This window comes from Mumia xiangluensis, assembly GCF_010994095.1.
In the GTDB taxonomy this organism is placed as follows: Bacteria; Actinomycetota; Actinomycetes; order Propionibacteriales; family Nocardioidaceae; genus Mumia; species Mumia xiangluensis.
The window spans coordinates 163,701-184,719 of sequence record NZ_WJYO01000006.1 but is presented as its reverse complement, the minus strand read 5'-3'; the positions used below and the strand labels follow the sequence as shown (position 1 = coordinate 184,719).

Annotated in this window: 17 protein-coding genes; 14 read left to right on the top strand and 3 right to left on the bottom strand. The window is 69.0% G+C overall.

The genetic code is table 11. The annotated features are described in order from the left end of the window. The first annotated feature begins 26 nt into the window (after nucleotides 1-26). The 3 genes from arc to metH all read left to right on the top strand — a co-directional run bounded on the left by arc (nucleotide 27) and on the right by metH (nucleotide 6,247). Nucleotides 27-1,787 (top strand): proteasome ATPase, encoded by a 1,761-nt coding sequence (arc, locus tag GH747_RS18565; protein ID WP_149771120.1) that lies wholly within the window; start codon nucleotides 27-29, stop codon nucleotides 1,785-1,787. A gap of 42 nt (nucleotides 1,788-1,829) precedes the next feature. Continuing rightward, complete coding sequence (locus GH747_RS18560; RefSeq protein ID WP_149771119.1) at nucleotides 1,830-2,309, top strand: GNAT family N-acetyltransferase; 480 nt, start codon at nucleotides 1,830-1,832, stop codon at nucleotides 2,307-2,309. Nucleotides 2,310-2,440: 131 nt separating this feature from the next. Next, nucleotides 2,441-6,247, top strand: coding sequence for a methionine synthase (gene metH / locus GH747_RS18555; protein ID WP_228552996.1), 3,807 nt, complete (start codon nucleotides 2,441-2,443; stop codon nucleotides 6,245-6,247). Between the two features lie 178 nt (nucleotides 6,248-6,425). Here metH and GH747_RS18550 read toward each other — a convergent pair whose 3' ends face one another. Then, nucleotides 6,426-6,944 carry an NUDIX hydrolase gene (locus GH747_RS18550; protein WP_163695775.1) on the bottom strand — a complete coding sequence of 173 codons (519 nt, stop codon included), beginning with the start codon at nucleotides 6,942-6,944 and terminating at the stop codon, nucleotides 6,426-6,428. Nucleotides 6,945-6,993: 49 nt separating this feature from the next. Between GH747_RS18550 and dop the strand changes: the two genes are divergently transcribed. The 4 genes from dop (at nucleotide 6,994) to prcA (ending at nucleotide 10,379) form a co-directional block, all read left to right on the top strand. Further along, nucleotides 6,994-8,511 carry a depupylase/deamidase Dop gene (gene dop / locus GH747_RS18545; protein WP_149771118.1) on the top strand — a complete coding sequence of 506 codons (1,518 nt, stop codon included), beginning with the start codon at nucleotides 6,994-6,996 and terminating at the stop codon, nucleotides 8,509-8,511. Between the two features lie 98 nt (nucleotides 8,512-8,609). After that, on the top strand, nucleotides 8,610-8,819 hold the full coding sequence (locus GH747_RS18540; RefSeq protein ID WP_149771117.1) for a ubiquitin-like protein Pup: 210 nt from the start codon (nucleotides 8,610-8,612) through the stop codon (nucleotides 8,817-8,819). Continuing rightward, nucleotides 8,819-9,634 (top strand): proteasome subunit beta, encoded by an 816-nt coding sequence (prcB, locus tag GH747_RS18535; RefSeq protein WP_149771356.1) that lies wholly within the window; start codon nucleotides 8,819-8,821, stop codon nucleotides 9,632-9,634. The genes GH747_RS18540 and prcB overlap by 1 nt, the downstream gene beginning before the upstream one ends. Nucleotides 9,635-9,677: 43 nt before the next feature. Further along, a complete protein-coding gene (gene prcA / locus GH747_RS18530; RefSeq protein WP_149771116.1) occupies nucleotides 9,678-10,379 on the top strand; it encodes a proteasome subunit alpha in 702 nt (233 codons plus the stop codon). 41 nt (nucleotides 10,380-10,420) lie between these two features. Here the strand turns inward: prcA and GH747_RS18525 are convergent, their stop codons facing one another. Together GH747_RS18525 and GH747_RS18520 are read right to left on the bottom strand one after the other, a co-directional pair. After that, nucleotides 10,421-11,251, bottom strand: a complete 831-nt coding sequence (locus GH747_RS18525; RefSeq protein WP_149771115.1) for an ABC transporter permease — start codon at nucleotides 11,249-11,251, stop codon at nucleotides 10,421-10,423. Then, nucleotides 11,248-12,243: an ATP-binding cassette domain-containing protein gene (locus GH747_RS18520; RefSeq protein ID WP_149771114.1), complete on the bottom strand. Its 996-nt coding sequence runs from the start codon at nucleotides 12,241-12,243 to the stop codon at nucleotides 11,248-11,250. Before GH747_RS18520 ends, GH747_RS18525 begins: the two co-directional genes overlap by 4 nt. A 163-nt stretch (nucleotides 12,244-12,406) precedes the next feature. Here GH747_RS18520 and pafA point away from each other — a divergent pair, with 163 nt between their 5' ends. From pafA to GH747_RS18485, 7 genes are all read left to right on the top strand, one after another. Continuing rightward, nucleotides 12,407-13,768, top strand: a complete 1,362-nt coding sequence (gene pafA / locus GH747_RS18515; protein ID WP_149771113.1) for a Pup--protein ligase — start codon at nucleotides 12,407-12,409, stop codon at nucleotides 13,766-13,768. Between the two features lie 138 nt (nucleotides 13,769-13,906). Then, complete coding sequence (locus tag GH747_RS18510; protein ID WP_149771112.1) at nucleotides 13,907-14,863, top strand: FKBP-type peptidyl-prolyl cis-trans isomerase; 957 nt, start codon at nucleotides 13,907-13,909, stop codon at nucleotides 14,861-14,863. 81 nt (nucleotides 14,864-14,944) lie between these two features. Next, nucleotides 14,945-15,904 carry a helix-turn-helix transcriptional regulator gene (locus tag GH747_RS18505; RefSeq protein WP_149771111.1) on the top strand — a complete coding sequence of 320 codons (960 nt, stop codon included), beginning with the start codon at nucleotides 14,945-14,947 and terminating at the stop codon, nucleotides 15,902-15,904. Continuing rightward, complete coding sequence (locus GH747_RS18500; RefSeq protein WP_149771110.1) at nucleotides 15,901-16,866, top strand: helix-turn-helix transcriptional regulator; 966 nt, start codon at nucleotides 15,901-15,903, stop codon at nucleotides 16,864-16,866. The genes GH747_RS18505 and GH747_RS18500 overlap by 4 nt, the downstream gene beginning before the upstream one ends. Nucleotides 16,867-17,040: 174 nt before the next feature. After that, nucleotides 17,041-17,304 carry a Sec-independent protein translocase subunit TatA gene (tatA, locus tag GH747_RS18495; protein WP_149771109.1) on the top strand — a complete coding sequence of 88 codons (264 nt, stop codon included), beginning with the start codon at nucleotides 17,041-17,043 and terminating at the stop codon, nucleotides 17,302-17,304. A 66-nt stretch (nucleotides 17,305-17,370) separates the two neighbouring features. Beyond that, complete coding sequence (tatC, locus tag GH747_RS18490; RefSeq protein WP_149771108.1) at nucleotides 17,371-18,237, top strand: twin-arginine translocase subunit TatC; 867 nt, start codon at nucleotides 17,371-17,373, stop codon at nucleotides 18,235-18,237. Nucleotides 18,238-18,246: 9 nt separating this feature from the next. Continuing rightward, the gene (locus tag GH747_RS18485; RefSeq protein ID WP_149771107.1) at nucleotides 18,247-20,997 is read left to right on the top strand and encodes a DEAD/DEAH box helicase; all 2,751 of its coding nucleotides are present in this window, start codon (nucleotides 18,247-18,249) and stop codon (nucleotides 20,995-20,997) included. Nucleotides 20,998-21,019 lie beyond the last annotated feature (22 nt).

Genomic DNA, 21,019 nt, shown 5'->3' with positions numbered 1-21,019 from the left:
GTCGCGGCCTTCGCGGGAGGTACGACATGAGCGAGTCCGACCACACCGACCGGCGTCCGCCTGCGACCGAGCAGACCGTGCTCCAGCAGCAGGCCGAGATCGACTACCTGCGCGCGGAGGTCGAGCATCTCCGTCGCCGCCTCGCGACGGGCCGCCCTGACAACGCTGTCGACGCCCGGCTCTCCGAGACCGAGGCCCGCCTCGCCGCCGTGACCGCCCAGAACGCGCGGCTCGGCGACACTCTGCGCGAGGCCCGCGACCAGATCCTGACCCTCAAGGAAGAGGTCGACCGGCTGGCCCAGCCGCCGACGGGGTTCGGCACGTTCATCCAGCTCAACGACGACGACACCGTGGACGTGTTCACCGGAGGGCGCAAGCTCCGCGTCAACGTGAGCCCGACGGTCGAGGCCGACCAGCTCCAGCGCGGCCAGGAGGTCATCCTCAACGAGGCGCTCAACGTCGTCGCCGCCCTCGACTTCGAGACCGTGGGCGAGGTCGTGATGCTCAAGGAGCTCATGGCCGACGGGGAGCGTGCGCTCGTCATCGGCAACGCCGACGAGGAGCGGGTGGCCCGCATCGCCGACTCCCTGAAGGACACCAAGCTGCGGGCGGGCGACTCGCTGCTCCTCGACTCGCGCGCCGGCTACGTCTACGAGCGCGTCCCGAAGTCCGAGGTTGAGGAGCTGGTGCTGGAGGAGGTGCCCGACATCGACTACACGAGCATCGGTGGCCTCCAGAGCCAGATCGAGTCGATCCGCGACGCGGTCGAGCTCCCGTACCTCTACCCGGAGATCTTCATCGAGCACGAGCTCAAGCCGCCGAAGGGCGTCCTTCTGTACGGTCCGCCCGGCTGCGGCAAGACCTTGATCGCCAAGGCGGTCGCGAGCTCGCTCGCCAAGAAGGTCTCGGCCAAGACGGGGGAGGAGGGCCGCTCCTACTTCCTCAACATCAAGGGCCCGGAGCTCCTCAACAAGTACGTCGGCGAGACTGAGCGGCACATCCGGCTGGTGTTCCAGCGGGCTCGCGAGAAGGCCAGCGAGGGCACGCCGGTGATCGTGTTCTTCGACGAGATGGACTCGCTGTTCCGGACCCGCGGGTCCGGGGTGTCCTCCGACGTCGAGAACACGATCGTCCCGCAGCTGCTGAGCGAGATCGACGGTGTCGAGGGCCTCGAGAACGTCCTCGTCATCGGCGCCTCCAACCGCGAGGACATGATCGATCCCGCGATCCTGCGGCCCGGTCGTCTCGACGTGAAGATCAAGATCGAGCGGCCCGACGCCGAGTCCGCGCGTGACATCTTCTCCAAGTACCTCACCCCGCGGCTGCCGTTGCACGACGACGATCTCGGCGAGTTCAGCGGCGATCGCGCGGCCTGCGTCAACGGCATGATCCAGCGCACGGTCGAGAGGATGTACGCCGAGACCGAGGAGAACCGCTTCCTCGAGGTCACCTACGCCAACGGTGACAAGGAGGTCCTCTACTTCAAGGACTTCAACTCGGGCGCGATGATCCAGAACATCGTCGACCGCGCCAAGAAGATGGCGATCAAGGACTTCCTCGAGCTGCAGCAGCGTGGTCTGCGGGTCCAGCACCTGCTCCAGGCGTGCCTCGACGAGTTCAAGGAGAACGAAGACCTCCCCAACACGACCAACCCCGACGACTGGGCCCGCATCTCCGGCAAGAAGGGCGAGCGGATCGTCTTCATCCGTACGCTCATCTCCGGCAAGCAGGGCAGTGAACCGGGCCGCTCGATCGACACGGTCGCCAACACCGGCCAGTACCTCTAGGGCCTCGCGCACGCCGTACGCGCGGTCACGGACAATGGTTTCGTGACCGCGCGTACGACTGCCCCGTTCGACATCCGCCTCGTCACGTACGACCACGCCGACGCCGTCCTCCTCGTGGCGGAGGTGCAGGCGGAGTACGTGCGTCGCTACGGCTCGCCCGACGAGGGGCCGGCGGACGTCGACGAGTTCCGCGGCCCGGGCGGGAGGTTCGCGGTCGGGTACGACGCCGACGGCGTGCCGGTCGCGACGGGCGGCTGGCGGCTGCACGCCGACGGACGCGCGGAGATCAAGCGCATGTACGTCCGGGAGTCCGTGCGCGGACTCGGGTACGCCCGCCGGATGCTGGCATGGCTGGAGACCTCGGCGCGCGGCGCGGGGGTCACGACGATCATCTTGGAGACCGGACAGCTGCAGCCGGAGGCGATCGCCCTCTACCGGTCGTCGGGGTACGCCGACGTCGAGCCGTTCGGCTACTACGCGGAAGACCCTCTGTCGGTCTACCTCGGCAAGTCCCTGGCCTGACCGCGCCTCCAGCGCCGTCGGTGGGGGCATTTTTCACATCGTGGACGGTGCGTCCGGCACCCGGACGTGGACTACCCTCGGAGGAGGCGTGCGCCGTCCGCGCACGCTGGCCCTCGCCCCGGAAGATTGGCGTGAACGTAGTGCATGCTGTCCCGAACCACCGCCCGGATTCGACCGACGAGCTGACCGAAGCCCTCCGGTCGCGCATCCTCGTGCTCGACGGGGCGATGGGCACCGCTATCCAGCGCGACCGGCCCGACGAGGCCGGCTACCGCGGTGAGCGTTTCCGGGACTGGCCGTCGGACGTCCAGGGCAACAACGACCTCCTGACGTTGACGCAGCCGCAGATCATCGCCGGCATCCACCGCGAGTACCTCGACGCCGGCGCCGACATCATCGAGACCAACACCTTCAACGCCAACGCCGTGTCGTTGAGCGACTACGGCATGGAAGAGCTCTCCTACGAGCTCAACTACGAGTCCGCGCGGCTGGCGCGCGAGGTCGCGGACGAGGTCGCCGCGGCCAGCGGGCGTCCCCGCTACGTCGGCGGCGCGCTCGGCCCGACGACGCGGACGGCGTCGATCTCGCCGGACGTGAACGACCCTGGCGCCCGCAACGTCACGTACGACGAGCTGGTCGCGGCGTACTCGACCGCGGCGCGCGGCCTGCTCGACGGGGGCTCCGACATCGTCGTGATCGAGACGATCTTCGACACCCTCAACGCGAAGGCCGCGATCTTCGCCGTCGAGACGGTGTTCGCCGAGCTCGGCCGGCGCTGGCCGGTCATCATCTCGGGCACGATCACCGACGCATCCGGCAGGACGTTGTCGGGCCAGGTCACCGAGGCGTTCTGGCACTCGGTCCGCCACGCGCAGCCGCTGCTGGTCGGCCTGAACTGCGCGCTGGGCGCCAAGGAGATGCGGCCGTACATCGCCGAGATCTCCCGGATCGCCGACACGTTCGTCAGCTGTTACCCGAACGCAGGCCTCCCGAACGCGTTCGGCGAGTACGACGAGGCACCGGACGAGACCGCCGCGATCGTCGCCGAGTTCGCCGCGGCCGGGTTCGTGAACGTCGTCGGTGGCTGCTGTGGCACGACACCCGCGCACATCGCGGCGATCGCGCGCGACGTGGCTGACAAGTCCCCGCGCGTCCCGCCCGTGACCACACCGGCGCTCCGGCTGGCCGGCCTGGAGCCGGTCACCGTCGTCGAGGACACCCTGTTCGTCAACGTCGGCGAGCGCACCAACATCACCGGCTCCGCACGCTTCCGCAACCTCATCAAGGCCGGCGACTACCCGACCGCCCTCAACGTCGCCCGCCAGCAGGTCGCCAACGGCGCGCAGATCATCGACGTCAACATGGACGAGGGGATGATCGACGGCGTCGAGGCGATGGTGCGGTTCCTCAACCTCATCGCGTCCGAGCCCGATATCTGCCGCGTCCCGATCATGGTCGACTCCTCCAAGTGGGAGGTCATCGAGGCCGGGCTCAAGTGCGTCCAGGGCAAGCCGATCGTCAACTCGATCTCGATGAAGGAGGGCGTCGAGGCGTTCATCGAGCACGCGCGACTGTGCCGCCGCTACGGCGCGGCCATCGTCGTGATGGCGTTCGACGAGCAGGGTCAGGCCGACACGCTGGAGCGGCGCAAGGAGATCTGCGACCGCGCCTACCGGATCCTGGTGGACGAGGTGGGCTTCCCCGCCGAGGACATCATCTTCGACCCCAACGTCTTCGCGGTCGCCACGGGCATCGAGGAGCACGCCGAGTACGGCGTCGACTTCATCGAGGCCACCCGCTGGATCAAGCAGAGCCTGCCGCACGCGCTGGTGTCCGGCGGCGTGTCCAACGTGTCGTTCTCGTTCCGCGGCAACAACCCCGTACGCGAGGCGATCCACGCCGTCTTCCTGTACCACGCGATCGCCGCCGGGATGGACATGGGCATCGTGAACGCCGGTGCGCTCGAGGTCTACGCCGAGGTGCCCGAGCTGCTGCGCGAGCGCATCGAAGACGTCGTCCTCAACCGCCACCCGGATGCGACCGAGCGCCTGCTCGAGATCGCAGGCGACTACGCCGGCGACGGTGTCGCCAAGGAGGTCGCCAGCGAGGAGTGGCGCTCGCTCCCGGTCGGCGAGCGGATCACGCACGCTCTCGTCAAGGGGATCGACGACTACGCCGAGTCCGACACCGAGGAGCTGCGCCAGGAGATCGCCGCGCGCGGGGGCCGCCCGATCGAGGTGATCGAGGGACCGCTGATGGCCGGCATGAACGTCGTCGGCGACCTGTTCGGCGAAGGCAAGATGTTCCTGCCGCAGGTGGTGAAGTCCGCCCGCGTCATGAAGAAGGCGGTCGCCTACCTGATCCCGTTCATCGAGGCCGAGAAGCAGCCGGGCGACGCCGCGACCACCAACGGCAAGGTCGTCATGGCGACGGTCAAGGGCGACGTCCACGACATCGGCAAGAACATCGTCGGGGTTGTCCTGCAGTGCAACAACTACGACGTCGTCGACCTCGGCGTCATGGTGCCCGCCCAGAAGATCCTCGACGCCGCGAAGGCCGAGAACGCCGACGTCATCGGCCTCTCCGGCCTCATCACCCCGTCGCTGGACGAGATGGTGAACCTCGCTGGTGAGATGGAGCGGCAGGGCTTCGACATCCCGCTGCTCATCGGGGGAGCGACGACCTCGCGCGCCCACACCGCCGTGAAGGTCGACCAGAAGTACCACGGTCCCGTCATCTGGGTGAAGGATGCCTCCCGCTCCGTGCCCGTCGTGGCGGCGCTGCTCTCGGACGAGCAGCGCCCGGGGCTGCTCGCCGACACCGACACCGACTACGCCGGATTGCGTGAGCGTCACGCGGCTCGGCAGACCTCGCGTGCGCTCCTGAAGCTCGACGACGCGCGCGCACAGGCGACTCCGATCGACTGGAGCGACTACCAGCCGCCCCGTCCGCGGATGCTCGTCCAGCAGGCACAGGACGTGTGCTCGGGCCCCGGGTGCGACCACTGGCACCACGGCCCTGTCCAGCACGTCCGGACGCTCACCGACTACTCCCTCGAGGAGCTCCGCGCCTACATCGACTGGCAGCCCTTCTTCAACGCGTGGGAGATGCGCGGCCGGTTCCCCGACATCCTCCACAACCCGACGACCGGCGAGGCCGCCCGCAAGCTGTACGACGACGCGCAGGTGATGCTCGACCGGCTCATCGCCGAGAAGTGGATCCGCGCCAACGGCGTCTTCGGTCTGTTCCCGGCGAGCCAGGTGGCCGGGGACGACATCGAGGTCTACACCGACGAGTCCCGCTCGGAGGTGCTCACGACGCTGCACCAGCTGCGGCAGCAGGGCGAGGGCCGTGAGGGTTCCGCGCGCAAGTCGCTCGCCGACTTCGTGGCGCCGCAGGCGACCGGGCTGCGCGACTACGTCGGTGCCTTCGCGGTGACCGCCGGGCTCGGGGCCGCCGACAAGATCGCCGAGTTCAAGGCCGAGCTCGACGACTACAGCGCGATCCTGCTCGAGTCTCTCGCAGACCGGTTGGCCGAGGCGTTCGCGGAGCGGCTGCACGAACGCGTCCGCAAGGAGTTCTGGGGGTACGCCCCGGACGAGGCTCTCAAGAACGAGGACCTGATCAAGGAGAGCTACGCGGGGATCCGCCCCGCGCCGGGCTACCCGGCGTGCCCGGAGCACACCGAGAAGCAGACGATCTGGGAGCTCCTCGACGTCGAGAAGAACACCGGCATCGAGCTCACCGACAGCATGGCGATGTGGCCCGGAGCGGCGGTCAGCGGCCTGTACTTCTCGCACCCGGACTCCCAGTACTTCGTGCTCGGCCGGATCGGACGCGACCAGGTCGAGGACTACGCGAAGCGCAAGGGCTGGACCGTGGCCGAGGCGGAGAGGTGGCTCTCCCCGAACCTCGGCTACCGCACCGACGAGGACTGACGCGTCCTCCCCGTTTGCGGTGTGAGCACCTCAAACACCCCTGGTGCGCCGCACTTTTGCGGTGCACCAGAGGCATTTGCGGTGTGAGCACCGCAAACGGGGATGGCGGGAGCGGCAGATGCCGGGCGTGGCGGGAGCGGCAGATGCCGGGCGTGGCGGCGAGCGGCGGGCGACGCGGCTACTCGGCCACCTGGCCGCCACGCTCGCGGAGCCACGGCCCGACGAGTGCGCGGGAGTCCGGCACCAGCGGCCAAAGCGGGTCGTCGAGGCGCCGGACGATCTCGGCGAGCTCCCACCAGTCACCCCACGCGACCTCCTCGGGCTGCCAGCTGATCGCGCCGTCGTAACCCTCGACGACGTAGCCGAACGCGGTGTACGACGTGTGCTCGTCGGAGTAGCGGCCGGTGAAGATCGGCGTGAGCGGCATCCCGGTGACGCCGAGCTCCTCGGCGACCTCGCGGACGGCGCCGTCGTACGGGTCCTCGTCCGCGAGCAGAACGCCGCCGGCGCACACGTCGTACATGCCCGGGAAGACGTCCTTCGTGTCCGTACGCCGGTGCACGTAGAGCCTCCCCGCGGGGTCGAGGACCACGATCGCAGTCGCCCCGTGGTGCAGGTTCTCGGCTCGAACCCGAGACCGCGGTGCCGATCCGACCGGTCGCCCGTGCTCGCCGTACAACGCCACGATCTCGTCCATGCCGTTCATCATCCTCGGTGCCTTCGGTCGCAGTGACTAGGGTGAGAGCATGACGGTGCGACGGGTGATGGGGTCCGAGGTCGAGTACGGCATCTCCGTCAAGGGGCAGCCCACGGCCAACCAGATGGTGGCCTCGACGCAGGTCGTGAACGCGTACGCGAGCGCTCACGGGCTGACACGCCGCGCCCGGTGGGACTTCGAGGAGGAGAACCCGCTCCGCGACGCGCGGGGGTTCGACCTCAGCCGCGACCGCGCCGACCCGACCCAGCTCACCGACGAGGACCTCGGCCTCGCGAACGTCATCCTGACCAACGGCGCCCGGCTGTACGTCGACCACGCACACCCTGAGTACTCCTCGCCCGAGTGCACCACTCCGCGCGACGTCGTGCTGTGGGAGAAGGCCGGCGAGCTCGTCATGCAGCGTGGCGCCGAGCTCGCGTCGCAGCTCCCGGGGTCACCGGGGCTGCTCGTCTACAAGAACAACGTCGACAACAAGGGCGCCTCGTACGGGGCCCACGAGAACTACCTGATGCGGCGAGACGTGCCCTTCGGGGCGATCGTCGAGCACCTGACACCGTTCTTCGTGTCCCGGCAGGTGGTGTGCGGCGCCGGACGGGTCGGGCGCCAGCAGGACGGCTCGGAGAGCGGCTTCCAGATCAGCCAGCGCGCCGACTACTTCGAGGTCGGCGTCGGTCTCGAGACGACCCTGAAGCGGCCGATCATCAACACCCGGGACGAGCCGCACGCCGACCCGTCGAAGTACCGACGGCTGCACGTCATCATCGGCGACGCCAACCTTTCCGAGATCGCGGCGTACCTCAAGATGGGCACGACCTCGCTCGTCCTCGCGATGATCGAGGCAGGCTTCCTGACCGGCGGGCTCGAGCTCGCCCAGCCTGTCAAGGCGCTCCACGCGATCTCGCACGACTTCACCCTGCAGACGGCCGTCGAGCTCGACGACGGGCGGACGATCACCGCACTCGACCTGCAGTGGTCCTACCTCGAGAAGGCTGCGGCGTTCGTCGAGCAGGGTCACGAGGGGGAGGACCCCGCAGCCGGGCAGACCAAGGACGTCCTCGACCGCTGGGAGTCCGTCCTCACCCGTCTCGGCGAGGACCCGATGCAGCTCCGCGACGAGCTCGACTGGGTGGCCAAGCTGTCGCTGCTGGAGTCCTACCGCGAGCGGGACGGCCTCGACTGGGACCACGCGAAGCTGCACCTCGTGGATCTCCAGTACGCCGACATGCGGCCCGAGAAGGGCTTGTACCAGCGCCTGGTGCGTGCCGGCCGCATGAAGCGGCTGCTCTCCGACACCGAGATCGAGCGCGCCGTCACGGAGCCGCCCGAGGACACGCGGGCGTACTTCCGCGGCCAGTGCCTCACCCACTACCCGGAGGCGGTCGCAGCCGCGTCCTGGGACTCGGTGATCTTCGACCTGCCTGGGCGCGACACGCTGCAGCGGATCCCGACGATGGAGCCGCTGCGCGGGACCCGCGAGCACGTCGGGGCGCTGTTCGAGGCGCACGACACCGCCCAGGGCCTGTTCGACGCCATCACGGGTCGCTAGGCGCCCCGTTCTGCCGCCCGCGAAGTCGCACGCACTCGGTCACCCCCGCGGTATAGGGTCGAGTCCACGGCACTGACAGCCGACTCGAGGAGGTTGTGATGGCACGCGACGGTGGGCAGCAGCACAAGACCACACGCAAGAGCACCGACGAGCAGGACGACGTCCAGGTCGAGCCCTCGGAGGATGTCGCCGAGCGCAAGGAAAAGCTCGACGACGACATCGATTCCATCCTCGACGAGATCGACGACGTTCTCGAGGAGAACGCCGAGGAGTTCGTGCGCAGCTTCGTGCAGAAGGGCGGGCAGTGATGCTGCCAGAGGCGTTCCTGACAGCCGGTTCGTCCTCCTTCACCGAGTTCCTCGCCCGACACCAGCCGGAGCTCCTCCCAGGTGCTCGGGTCATGGACGCGTCGGTCGCCCAGCAGGTCGCGCACGCCACCACGATCGTGGCTGCCACCTTCCCCGGCGGCGTCGTGATGGCCGGCGACCGCCGCGCGACGATGGGCAACGTCATCGCTCAGCGTGACATCCAGAAGGTCTTCCCGGCGGACGAGTTCTCCGCCGTCGGCATCGCCGGCACCGCCGGGCTCGCGGTCGAGATGACGCGGCTGTTCCAGCTGGAGCTCGAGCACTACGAGAAGATCGAGGGCACGCCGCTGTCCACCGACGGCAAGGCCAACCGCCTCGCAACCTTGATCCGCAACAACCTCGGCATGGCCATGCAGGGACTCGCGGTCGTGCCGCTCTTCGCCGCGTTCGACCTCGATGCCGGCGTCGGACGCATCTTCGTCTTCGACGTCACGGGCAACCGCAACGAGGAGCGCTCGTTCCACTCCGTCGGCTCCGGCTCGATGTTCGCCCGCGGCGCCCTCAAGAAGCTCTACCGCCCCGACCTCGACGAGTCGGAGGCCGTCACGGCGTGCATCCAGGCGCTGTACGACGCGGCCGACGACGACTCGGCCACGGGCGGTCCCGACCTCACCCGACGCATCTTCCCGATGGTGGCCGTGATCACCGCCGACGGTTTCCGCGCGTACGGCGACGATGCCACCGCCGCGATCGCCGACCGCGTCATCGGTGGCCGGATGTCCCGCCCCGACGGCCCGTCCGCTCCGCTGGAGTGACGCACCCGACCACCGCCGTACCCGCTGACCAGAGAGGACGCACGTGAGCGCAGGGTTCTACGTCTCGCCCGAGCAGCTGATGAAGGACCGCGCGGACTTCGCGCGGAAGGGGATCGCGCGCGGCCGCAGCGTGATCGTCGTCCAGTACGCCGACGGTGTGCTCTTCGTCGCTGAGAACCAGTCCAACGCCCTGCACAAGATCAGCGAGATCTACGACCGCATCGGCTTCGCTGCGGTGGGGCGCTACAACGAGTTCGAGAACCTCCGGATCGCCGGCGTCCGACTGGCCGACCTCCGTGGCTACTCCTACGACCGCAGCGACGTCACCGGCCGTGGCCTCGCCAATGCGTACGCCCAGACGCTCGGCACGATCTTCTCGTCCGGTGGCGAGAAGCCGTACGAGGTGGAGCTGTTCGTCGCGGAGGTCGGCACCACACCCGACCTCGACCAGATCTATCGCCTGACGTACGACGGATCGGTCGCCGACATCTCCGGCCACGCCGTGATGGGAGGCCAGGCGGAGGCGGTCGAGGGCTACCTCAAGGACCACTACGGCGCCGGCCTGGCGCTCGGCGCGGCGATCGCGCTCGCAGCCAAGGCGCTAGGGCACGATGACACCGCGCCGCGGACGCTCACGGCGGACAACCTCGAGGTCGCGGTCCTGGACCGCACCCGGAGCCAGCCCCGCAAGTTCAAGCGGCTGTCGAACGCACAGGTCGACGCCGCGCTCGAGTCGGCCGACTGACGAACGCGTCGCCGCCCGGACCCCGACCGGGCGGCGACGAGTCAGCGCCTGCGGCTGTAGGCCCGCATCGTCAGCGGCGCGAAGATCGCCATGATGATCGCCGAGGCGATGAACGTCCACATGATCTCGTCGCCCACGGAGTCGCCGGACATCAGGCCGCGCACCGCGTAGACGGCGTGCGAGATCGGGTTGATCTCGACGAAGGTCTGGAGCCAGTCCGGCATCGTCGAGGGGTCGACGAACACTGGGCTCAGGAAGGCGAGCGGGAACAGCACCATCATGCTGATGCCCATCACCGACTGTGCGCTCCGCGCGAGAAGTCCCACCCAGGTCCAGATCCAGCTGAACGCGAAGCTGAACGCCATCAGCACGGCGACTCCGGCGACGACTCCGACGAGTCCGCCATCCGGCCGGTAGCCGAGGACGAGCCCGAGCGTGACGACGAAGACCGATGCGAGGGTGTAGCGGACCGCATCGCCGAGGAGCGCGCCGACAAGCGCTGACGGCCGCCAGATCGGCAGCGTACGGATGCGGTCGAACACTCCCTTCTCGATGTCGGTGTTGAGCGCGATCCCGGTGTACATCGTGATCATGACGACCGTCTGCACCAGGATGCCGGGCAGGACGAACTGGAGATACTCGGAGGTCGAGCCGGCGATCGCCCCGCCGAACAGGTAGGTGAACAGCAGGACCGAGATCACCGGGAACAAGGTGACGTCGAACAGCTGCTCCGGGACGTGCCTGATCCGCAGGAGCGCTCGCCAACCGAACGCCAGAGAGGTCGTCACTGCGCTAGCCCGCGGCGGGCGCGGGCCTGTTGCGAGGACGGCGTCGAGCTTCTCGGCTGCCACGGGGGCTTCGGTGGTGGTCATGCCACGGCTCCTTCCGGATCGTTCTGCGTCGAGTCGCCGGCTTCCAGGGTCTCCTCAGCGGTGTGGCCGGTCAGGGCGAGGAACACCTCGTCCAGCGTGGGCTGCCCGTAGCTGAAGCCCGCGAGCTCGACCCCGTCGGCCGCGAGGGTCGCCAGCGCGGCCGGCACCTTCGATCGGTCGTCGACCCTGCCCGTGACGTCGGCCGGGTCGGATCCGGGGAAGACCTCGTCACCGAAGGCCCGCGTCAGGATGTCGATCGCGCGCGGACGGTCGCCGGGGTCGATCAGGTGAACGTGCAGCGCACCCGACCCGACAGACGACTTGAGGGCGCTGCTCGTGCCCTCGGCGATGATGCGGCCGGTGTCGATGACGGCGATGCGCTCGGCGAGCTGGTCGGCCTCGTCGAGGTACTGGGTGGTCAGCAGGACGGTTGTGCCTCGGGCGGTCAGAGCCCGCACGATGTCCCAGACCTGCTTGCGGCTGCGAGGATCGAGGCCCGTGGTCGGCTCGTCGAGGAACAGCAGACGCGGTGTCACGACGATGCTCGCGGCGATGTCGAGCCGGCGGCGCATACCGCCGGAGTAGCGCTTGACCTGCTTGGTGGCGGCGTCCGTGAGTCCGAACGCCTCGAGGAGGTCGTCGCACCGGGTCCGGGCGTCAGCGCGCGAGTAGCCGAGCACCCGCCCGAGGAGCTGGAGGTTCTCGCGGCCTGTCAGGTCCTCGTCGACCGAGGAGTACTGGCCGGTGAGGCTGACCATGCTGCGGACCTCGTCGGCCTCGCGGACGACGTCGTGCCCGAACACGCTCGCCGTGCCGCCGTCGGGCCTCATCAGCGTGGCCAGGATCTGGATGGTGGTCGTCTTGCCGGCGCCGTTGGGGCCGAGGAAGCCGTAGACGCCGCCCTCCGGGACCACCAGGTCGATGCCGTCGACCGCACGCTTGTCGCCGAACTGCTTGACCAGCTCGTGCGTCTCGATCGCGATCCCTGTCATGGTGCCACCAGCTCCTTAGGCCTGTGGATCGGCTGTGTATTCCAGTTAGGAAGGGGAAGTGACAATCTTCTCACGCAGGTAGGACGGTATTCGACTCCTTAAGTTGTCGGTCGGCCTCCGCGAGTCCGAGGTGGCGGTTCGGTTTCCGGCATAGGGTGGGGACGTGGAGCGACGGATCTTCGGCATCGAGAACGAGTACGGCGTCACGTGCACGTTCAGGGGACAGCGACGCCTGTCGCCGGACGAGGTGGCGCGCTACCTCTTCCGTCGAGTCGTCTCGTGGGGACGCAGCAGCAACGTCTTCCTGCGCAACGGTGCACGCCTCTACCTCGACGTCGGGAGCCACCCGGAGTACGCCACACCGGAGTGCGACGACGTCGTCGAGCTGGTCACGCACGACAAGGCGGGGGAGCGGGTCCTCGAAGGCCTCCTCCTCGACGCGCAGACCCGCCTCCGCGAGGACGGCATCCTCGGCGACATCTATCTCTTCAAGAACAACACGGACTCCGCCGGCAACTCGTACGGGTGCCACGAGAACTACCTCGTGTCACGCGACGGCGAGTTCAGCCGGATCGCGGACATCCTCATCCCCTTCCTCGTCTCGCGCCAGATCATCTGCGGTGCCGGCAAGGTCCAGCAGACGCCGCGTGGGGCGATGTTCTCGGTCAGCCAGCGCGCGGAGCACATCTGGGAAGGCGTCTCGTCCGCCACGACCCGTTCGCGGCCGATCATCAACACCCGTGACGAGCCGCACGCGGACGCCGAGCGCTACCGCCGGCTGCACGTCATCGTGGGCGACTCCAACATGAGCGAGACGACGACGCTGCTCAAGGTGGCCACGACCCATCTGGTCCTCCAGATGATCGAGGCCGGCATCCCGATGCGCGACCTGACGCTGGACAACCCGATCCGTGCCATCCGTGAGATCTCCCACGACATGACGGGCCGTCGCAAGGTGGCGCTCGCCAACGGGCGTGAGCTGTCGGCGTTGGAGATCCAGTCCGAGTACCTCGGCAAGGCCCGCTCGTTCGTGGACCGCCACAACCCTGACGACCCGGTCGCGGCACGCGCTCTCGAGCTGTGGGAGCGGACCCTCAAGGCCGTCGAGTCCGAGGACCTGTCGCTCGTGGAGCGCGAGATCGACTGGGTCATCAAGTACCGCCTGCTCGACCGCTACCGCGAGAAGAACAACCTCACCTGGAGCCACCCGCGCATCGCGCAGATGGACCTGGCCTACCACGACATCCTGCGCGACCGAGGCCTCTACTACCTCCTCGAGAGCAAGGGAGCGGTCGCCCGGGTCACCGACGACCTGGCGATCTTCGCGGCGAAGTCCAAGCCGCCGCAGACCACCCGCGCGAGGCTCCGAGGCGAGTTCATCAAGCGCGCTCAGGAGCGCCGTCGTGACTTCACGGTCGACTGGGTCCACCTGAAGCTCAACGACCAGGCCCAGCGCACCGTGCTCTGCAAGGACCCGTTCCGGGCGCACGACGAACGCGTGCAGAAGCTCATCGACGGGATGTGACCGTGCGGGGTCGCGACGGTCGGTGACCGGTGTTCGACCCCGTGTGACACTGTCTGCTCCGTCGTCCTCATCGAATTCTGAGGTTCGTCGGATACGGTTGCACTCGTTGCCCTGACCCCCAGTGATTGGTCCTCTCACGTGCGTCGCCTAGCCGCCATCGTCATCGCCCCGCTCCTCGTGCTCACGGCTGCCTGCGGAGGAGGTGACGGCGACTCCGACGAGGCCGGCTCCTTCGACGACGTCAAGGTGACCGGCAAGGTCGGCGAGGCGCCGAAGATCGAGGGCGCCAAGGGCGTCTCGGTCGACGAGACGACCTCCCGCGTCATCGTCGAGGGCGACGGTGCCACGATCGCCGACGGCGACGACGTCGTCATGAAGTACGTCATCGTTGCGGCGAAGGACGGCAAGGAGCTCGGCAACTCGTTCGAGTCGGACGCCGGCGGCGCCACGACGATGAGCTCGGAGCAGGACCCGATCATCGCGCCTGCGGTGATCGGCGAGAAGTACGGCTCGCGCGTCCTCATCGGCGCGACGGGCAAGGACCTCGGGGCCCAGGAGGGGTCGGAGCAGGCCGACGAGACCATGCTCGTGGTGGCCGACGTCCTCTCGAAGTGGGAGCCGCCGAAGCCGACCGGCACCATCGACGACGTGTCCGTGAAGGGCGCCTGGGGCAAGCTTCCGACGGTGACGCTCGGCACGAAGCCGCTGGTGGTCGCCAAGACCGAGTCCAAGGTCCTCATCCCGGCCAAGGGCAAGAAGGCCGAGACGGTCAAGGAGGACGACACGGTCTCCGTGCGCTACCTCGGCGTCAACGGCCGCGACGGCAAGACGTTCGACAGCTCGTACGAGAGCGGCGACACGGTCGACTTCCAGCTCAAGCAGGGCTCGATGATCCCGGGCTTCATCACGGGTCTCGTCGGCCAGAAGATCGGCAGCCGCGTCCTCGTCACGATCCCCTACGTCGACGGCTACGGCACGGCCGGCAACGCGCAGGCCCAGATCGGCGGCGGCGACTCGCTCGTGTTCGTCGTGGATCTCGTCAAGAAGGTCGATCCCGCCGCGACGCCGGCGCCGACGGCGACGCCGACCCCGTAGCCCAGATCCTGCGCTCCGCGTCGGGTCGGACCCTGTACGTTGTTGGCTGACCTGCAGGTCTGACCCGACGAGGAGCGACTGGTGGCACCCCGTACGACCGAGCGGCTGATGAATCTCCTCATCGCCCTCCTGGTGACTCCCACCTACCTGCCGAAGTCCCGGATCCGCGAGATCATCGAGCCCTACCGCGGTCAGAAGGACGCCGCGTTCGACCGGATGTTCGAACGCGACAAGGAAGCCCTCCGCACCATCGGCATCACGATCGAGGTCCGTGACACCGAGTCCTACCACGGCAACGAGAGCGGCTACCGGATCCGTCGCGAGGAGTTCGAGCTCGCGCCGATCGACCTCGAGCCCTCGGAGGCGGCCGTCATCGGCGTTGCCGCTCGTGTCTGGCAGAGCGCCCGTCTCGGTGAGGCGACCGCGGTCGCGCTCCGCAAGCTGCTCGCCGCCGGCGTCCCGGTCGACCCGGACGCCCTGTCTGGCGTGGAGCCGCGACTTGCCGCGAGCGAGCCGGCGTTCGAGCCGATCTGGGAGGCCGTCGTCACACGCACGCCGGTGACCTTCCAGTACGAGCGCGCCGACGGCGCCCGCGCACAGCGTGTGATCGAGCCTTGGCGGCTCGTGTCGTGGCACGGCCGCTGGTACCTCGTCGGGTACGACCGCGACCGCGCCGACCAGCGCCTGTTCCGCCTGAGCCGCGTCGTCGGCGAGGTGGAGCCGGCGGGTGGGCCGAACGAGTTCGACGTCCCCGACGACGCCGACGTGCGCGAGATCGCCGAGTCGCTGTTCCCGGCGCCGCCGACCGCGGACGCCGTCGTCCGAGTACGCCGCGGCCGTGGCCTGGGGCTGCGCCGCCGAGCGACCTCCGAGGACTCCGCCGATGACGGCTGGGACCTCATCGAGGTCCCGTACGGCTCCGTCCCCGAGCTCGCCGCGGAGATCGCCTCGTACGGCAAGGACGCCGTCGCCGTGGCCCCGGACGATCTCCGCGACGAGGTGCGCGCACGCCTGTCCCGTGTCCTGGAGGCGGCCCGGTGAGCACGTCCGCCAAGCAGATCGAGCGCATGCTCGCGCTCGTCCCGTACCTGCGCTCCAACGACGGCGTCCCCGTCGGCGAGGTCGCGGACCTCTTCGGGGTCACCAAGCGCCAGATCGTCCAGGACCTCAACGTGCTGTGGTTCTGCGGGCTCCCCGAGGCCGTGACGGGCGAGATGATCGACGTCGACATGGATGCGCTCGCCAGCGACGGCGTCGTCTACATCGAGAACGCCGACTTCCTCACGCGACCGCTGCGTCTGAACGGCTACGAGGCGGCGTCGCTCATCACCGCGCTGCGTGCGCTGCGTGAGACCGCCGGTGGCCACGACCAGCCGGCGATCGACTCGGCGCTCGCCAAGCTGCTCGCAGCCACGGGCGGCGCCGACGGCGTCGACGCGGCGGAGATCCTCGTGGACGACGCGGAGTCGGCCGTGCACGAGCAGCTCGCCGAGGCCCTGGCGACCGGTCGGCGGGTCCACCTGACGTACCGCGTCGAATCGCGCGACGAGCTGACCGAGCGCGACGTCGACCCGCTTCGTCTCATCACGGCGGAGGGCCGGCTGTACGTCGAGGGCTGGTGCTACCGGGCGCAGGACGTCCGCCTCTTCCGGCTCGACCGGGTGGAGTCCGTCGAGCTCCTCGACACGCCCGTGGCCGAGCACGAGGGCGCCGAGCGACGTGACTACGCCACCCGGCTGTTCGAGCCGAAGGCCGACTCGTCGGAGGCGGTGATCGCCCTGCACCCGAACGCGCTCTGGGTCCGCGAGTACGTCGACCACACCGAGCTCGGGACCGACGACGACGGCTGGCTCCAGATCAAGGTCGTCACCGGCGACGAGGCGTGGCTGAAGCGGTTCGTCCTGCGCGCGGCGGGCAACATCCGGGTCGTCGAGCCCCAGCGGCTCGCCGAGCAGGTGGCCAGCGAGGCGCGTGCCGCGCTGGCGGCGTACGACGTCGGCTGACCCCGCGCACCGTCTCGGCGCGTTGCGAGGAAGTGAACGCCGCATGTCGATCGTCGCGATGTTCCGACTTGTGGTCCGGGGGCGAGACTCCCGTATCCTCGGCAGCGTACGATGCCAGTGAAGGTGCAGCCGAGCCCGTCCTGCGCCACGACGCACGGAGATCGTGAGGTCCCTATGTTCAAGCAGATCGGCCCGATGGAGATCGTCCTCATCCTGGCTGTCCTGGTCCTGCTGTTCGGCGCCAAGAAGCTCCCCGAGCTCGCCAGGGGGTCCGGTCGCGCGCTGCGGATCTTCAAGTCCGAGACCAAGGGCCTGATGGACGAGGACGACGACAAGACCGACGTCAAGCCGGTCGTCGAGAAGCCCGCGGCCCTGCCGTCGGACGTCGTGCAGCCCGCCAAGCAGACGTCGTACGACAAGCACCCCGACACGCCCTGATCTGAATCAGTGGCTCTCATCTCGAGGGGGAAGCGGCCGCGACCGGCCGCAGCCCCTGATGGCTCGATGCCTCTTGCGGAGCACCTCCGGGAGCTCCGCGACCGCCTGCTGAGGGCAGTTCTCGCGATCGTCGTCGGCACGGTCGCTGCGGCGTTCTTCTACGACCAGCTGCTGGACTTCCTCACGGTTCCCTACTTCCGGGCCGTCGAGACGCTGGAGGAGAACGGCCAGAACATCGACGAGGCGCTGACGTTCTCGGGGATCGCCGACCCCTTCACGTTCGCGCTGAAGATCTCGCTGGTCGCGGGACTCGTCGTGTCGAGCCCGGTGTGGCTCTACCAGATCTGGGCGTTCATCGTGCCCGCGCTGCACCGCAACGAGCGGCGTTGGACGATCCTCTTCTGCGCCATCGCGGGACCGCTGTTCATCATCGGCTTCATCACCGGCTACCTGGTGCTGCCGAAGGGCATCGAGCTGCTGATGGGGTTCACCCCCGACTTCGCCTCGAACTTCAACGCGCTCCCGGACTACCTCGCGTTCGTGCTCCGGATCCTGCTCGTGTTCTCGGTGGCGTTCGAGATCCCGCTGTTCGTCGTCCTCCTGAACGCGATGGGGGCGGTCTCGGGCAAGCAGCTCGCGGCATCGCGGGCGTGGATCATCCTCGGCACGTTCATCTTCGCCGCGATCGCGACCCCGTCCACCGACCCGTTGACGATGGTCGTCCTCGCGCTGCCGATGACGCTGCTGTTCCTGATCGCCGAGGGGATCGCCCACCTGACGGACAGGCGACGGGCAAAGCGTGCCGCTCTCGAGGGCCTCGCCGTGTCGGACGACGAGATGTCCGAGATCACGGTCGAGCACGATCCCGACGACGACAGGCCGAGCGACCTGGACGCGCCTGACGATCCCGACGATATGAGGCCTGCCCCGTAGGCTGGAGGCATGACCTCTCCGGCGGAGCGCTATGCCCACTTCCGGGCCGCGCAGGCCAAGCCCCTCCTCGCCGAGTTCGCCGGTCTCTACGAGTTCGGGCTGGATCCCTTCCAGATCGAGTCGTGCGAGGCGCTGGAGGACGGGCACGGTGTCCTCGTCGCGGCTCCGACCGGCTCCGGCAAGACGCTCGTCGGCGAGTTCGCGGTGCACGTCGCGCTCAAGACCGGTCGCAAGTGCTTCTACACGACGCCGATCAAGGCGCTGTCGAACCAGAAGTTCCACGACCTCGTCGAGCGCTACGGCGCGGAGAACGTCGGGCTCCTCACCGGTGACAACACGATCAACGGTGAGGCGCCCATCGTCATCATGACGACCGAGGTGCTGCGCAACATGCTGTACGCCGGCTCGCGGACGCTCGAGGGCCTCGGGTTCGTGGTGATGGACGAGGTGCACTACCTCGCGGACCGCTTCCGCGGAGCGGTCTGGGAGGAGGTCATCATCCACCTGCCGGAGTCCGTGCAGGTCGTGTCGCTGTCGGCGACCGTGTCCAACGCGGAGGAGTTCGGTGACTGGCTGTCGGAGGTCCGCGGCGACACCGTGACGGTCGTGTCCGAGCAACGCCCGGTCCCGCTCTACCAGCACGTCCTGGTGGGCCGGCGCCTCTTCGACCTGTTCGAGGGTGACCCGACCGAAGGCGCCCGGGTCAACGCAGAGCTCGAGCGCATCGCGCGTGACGAGTGGCGCATGCGGCAGGTCGGGCGCGCCGGCGGGGGACCGGGGCGCCGGGGCAAGCGAGGCCAGTCGTACGGGGCGCACCGTCACCGGTCGCGCAACTACACCCCGAACCGCGTCGACGTCCTCGACCGGCTCGACGCCGCGGGACTGCTGCCGGCGATCACCTTCATCTTCAGCCGCGTCGGATGCCAGGCGGCCGTCGAGCAGTGCCTCGCGTCGCACCTGCGGCTGACGTCGCCCGCCGAGGAGCGCGAGATCCGCGCGTACGTCGAGGAGGCGACGGCGTCCCTGCCGCAGGCCGACCTCGGTGTGCTCGGCTACGCGGACTTCGTCGAAGGCCTGGCCCGCGGGGTGGCCGCGCACCACGCCGGGATGCTCCCGACCTTCAAGGAGGTCGTCGAGCACCTGTTCAGCGCGGGGCTCGTCAAGGCCGTCTTCGCCACCGAGACGCTCGCGCTCGGCATCAACATGCCGGCCCGCTCGGTCGTCATCGAGAAGCTCACGAAGTGGAACGGCGAGACCCACGCGGAGATCACGCCGGGGGAGTACACCCAGCTCACCGGCCGCGCCGGACGTCGCGGCATCGACGTCGAGGGGCACGGTGTCGTGCTCTGGCAGCCGGGCCTGGACCCGAAGCACGTCGCCGGACTCGCGTCGACCCGCACCTATCCGCTCCGGTCGTCGTTCCACCCGTCGTACAACATGGCCGTCAACCTCGTGCACCAGGTGGGGCGCGCGACCGCGCGGCAGATGCTGGAGCAGTCCTTCGCGCAGTTCCAGGCCGACCGGCAGGTCGTCGGGCTCGCGCGGCAGGTCCACAAGGCCGACGAGGCGCTCGAGGGATACGCCGAGGCCGCCACCTGCTCGCGGGGCGACTTCATGGAGTACGCCGCGCTGCGCCGCCGCATCAAGGACCTCGAGCAGGGCGCCTCGCGCAAGCGCAAGTCCGCGTACGCCGACGACGTCGCGGCGTCGCTGTCCAAGCTGCGTCCTGGCGACGTGATCTCGATCCCGGCCGGCAAGTGGGCCGGCTGGGCCGTCGTCCTCGACCCGGGTACGACGCAGGATCGCAGCGCCCCGCGGCCGTACGTGCTCACCGCGGACCGGCACGCGCGCAGGCTCGGCCTGATCGACTTCCCGACCCCGATCGAGGCGTCGACCCGGATCCGTGTCCCCAAGTCGTTCAACGCGCGCAACCCGCAGCAGCGCCGCGACCTCGCGTCGACGCTGCGCTACAAGACCCGCGATCTCGAGGTGCCGCGTACGCGCAGGACCAAGGGCGCACCGATCCACGACCCGGAGATCGACGAGCTGCGCACGCAGATGAGGCAGCACCCGTGCCACCAGTGCCCGGACCGCGAGGACCACGCCCGCTGGGCGGAGCGCTGGTCGCGGCTCGAGCGCGACACGGGCAACCAGCGGCGCCGGATCGAGCAGCGGACGAACACCGTCGCCCGGCAGTTCGACCGGGTGTGCGAGGTGCTCGACGAGCTCGGCTACCTCGACGGCGACACCGTGACGCCGGACGGGCAGCGGCTCCAGCGGCTGTACTCCGAGCTCGACCTGCTCGCAGGGGAGTGCCTGCGTCGTGGGACGTGGGAAGGCCTCGACCCGGCCGAGTTCGCGTGCGTGATCAGCGGCCTGACGTACGAGTCGCGCAACCCCGAGGGGGACGGCCCGCCGCGCTTCCCGCGGGGCACGTCCGCGGTCGTCGCCGACGAGATGGGTCGGATCTGGGCGGAGCTCGAGCAGGTCGAGCGCACGCACCGGCTGTCGTTCCTCCGTCGCCCCGATTTCGGGTTCGGGTGGACTGCGTGGCAGTGGGCGTCGGGGTACGACCTCGACGTGGTCCTGGAGACCAACGGCATCGCCGCCGGCGACTTCGTCCGCGCGATGAAGCAGCTCCTCGACGTCATCGAGCAGGTCGCCGCGGCCGCGACGGACAAGGCGCTGCGGAGCACGGCACGTGCCGCGGCAGAACAGCTGCGCCGGGGCGTGGTGTCGTACACCTCCGTCAGCGAGTAGCCGGGTCGCATCCCGGCGCTGC

What these genes read in the sequence shown, in the direction of transcription:
- tatC (WP_149771108.1), top strand. Translation starts at nt 17,371, where the DNA reads ATGCCTCTTGCGGAGCACCTCCGGGAGCTCCGCGACCGCCTGCTGAGG.
- GH747_RS18520 (WP_149771114.1), bottom strand. Translation starts at nt 12,243, where the DNA reads ATGACAGGGATCGCGATCGAGACGCACGAGCTGGTCAAGCAGTTCGGC.
- dop (WP_149771118.1), top strand. Translation starts at nt 6,994, where the DNA reads ATGACGGTGCGACGGGTGATGGGGTCCGAGGTCGAGTACGGCATCTCC.
- GH747_RS18550 (WP_163695775.1), bottom strand. Translation starts at nt 6,944, where the DNA reads ATGGACGAGATCGTGGCGTTGTACGGCGAGCACGGGCGACCGGTCGGA.
- GH747_RS18485 (WP_149771107.1), top strand. Translation starts at nt 18,247, where the DNA reads ATGACCTCTCCGGCGGAGCGCTATGCCCACTTCCGGGCCGCGCAGGCC.
- tatA (WP_149771109.1), top strand. Translation starts at nt 17,041, where the DNA reads ATGTTCAAGCAGATCGGCCCGATGGAGATCGTCCTCATCCTGGCTGTC.
- arc (WP_149771120.1), top strand. Translation starts at nt 27, where the DNA reads ATGAGCGAGTCCGACCACACCGACCGGCGTCCGCCTGCGACCGAGCAG.
- GH747_RS18540 (WP_149771117.1), top strand. Translation starts at nt 8,610, where the DNA reads ATGGCACGCGACGGTGGGCAGCAGCACAAGACCACACGCAAGAGCACC.
- prcB (WP_149771356.1), top strand. Translation starts at nt 8,819, where the DNA reads ATGCTGCCAGAGGCGTTCCTGACAGCCGGTTCGTCCTCCTTCACCGAG.
- GH747_RS18525 (WP_149771115.1), bottom strand. Translation starts at nt 11,251, where the DNA reads ATGACCACCACCGAAGCCCCCGTGGCAGCCGAGAAGCTCGACGCCGTC.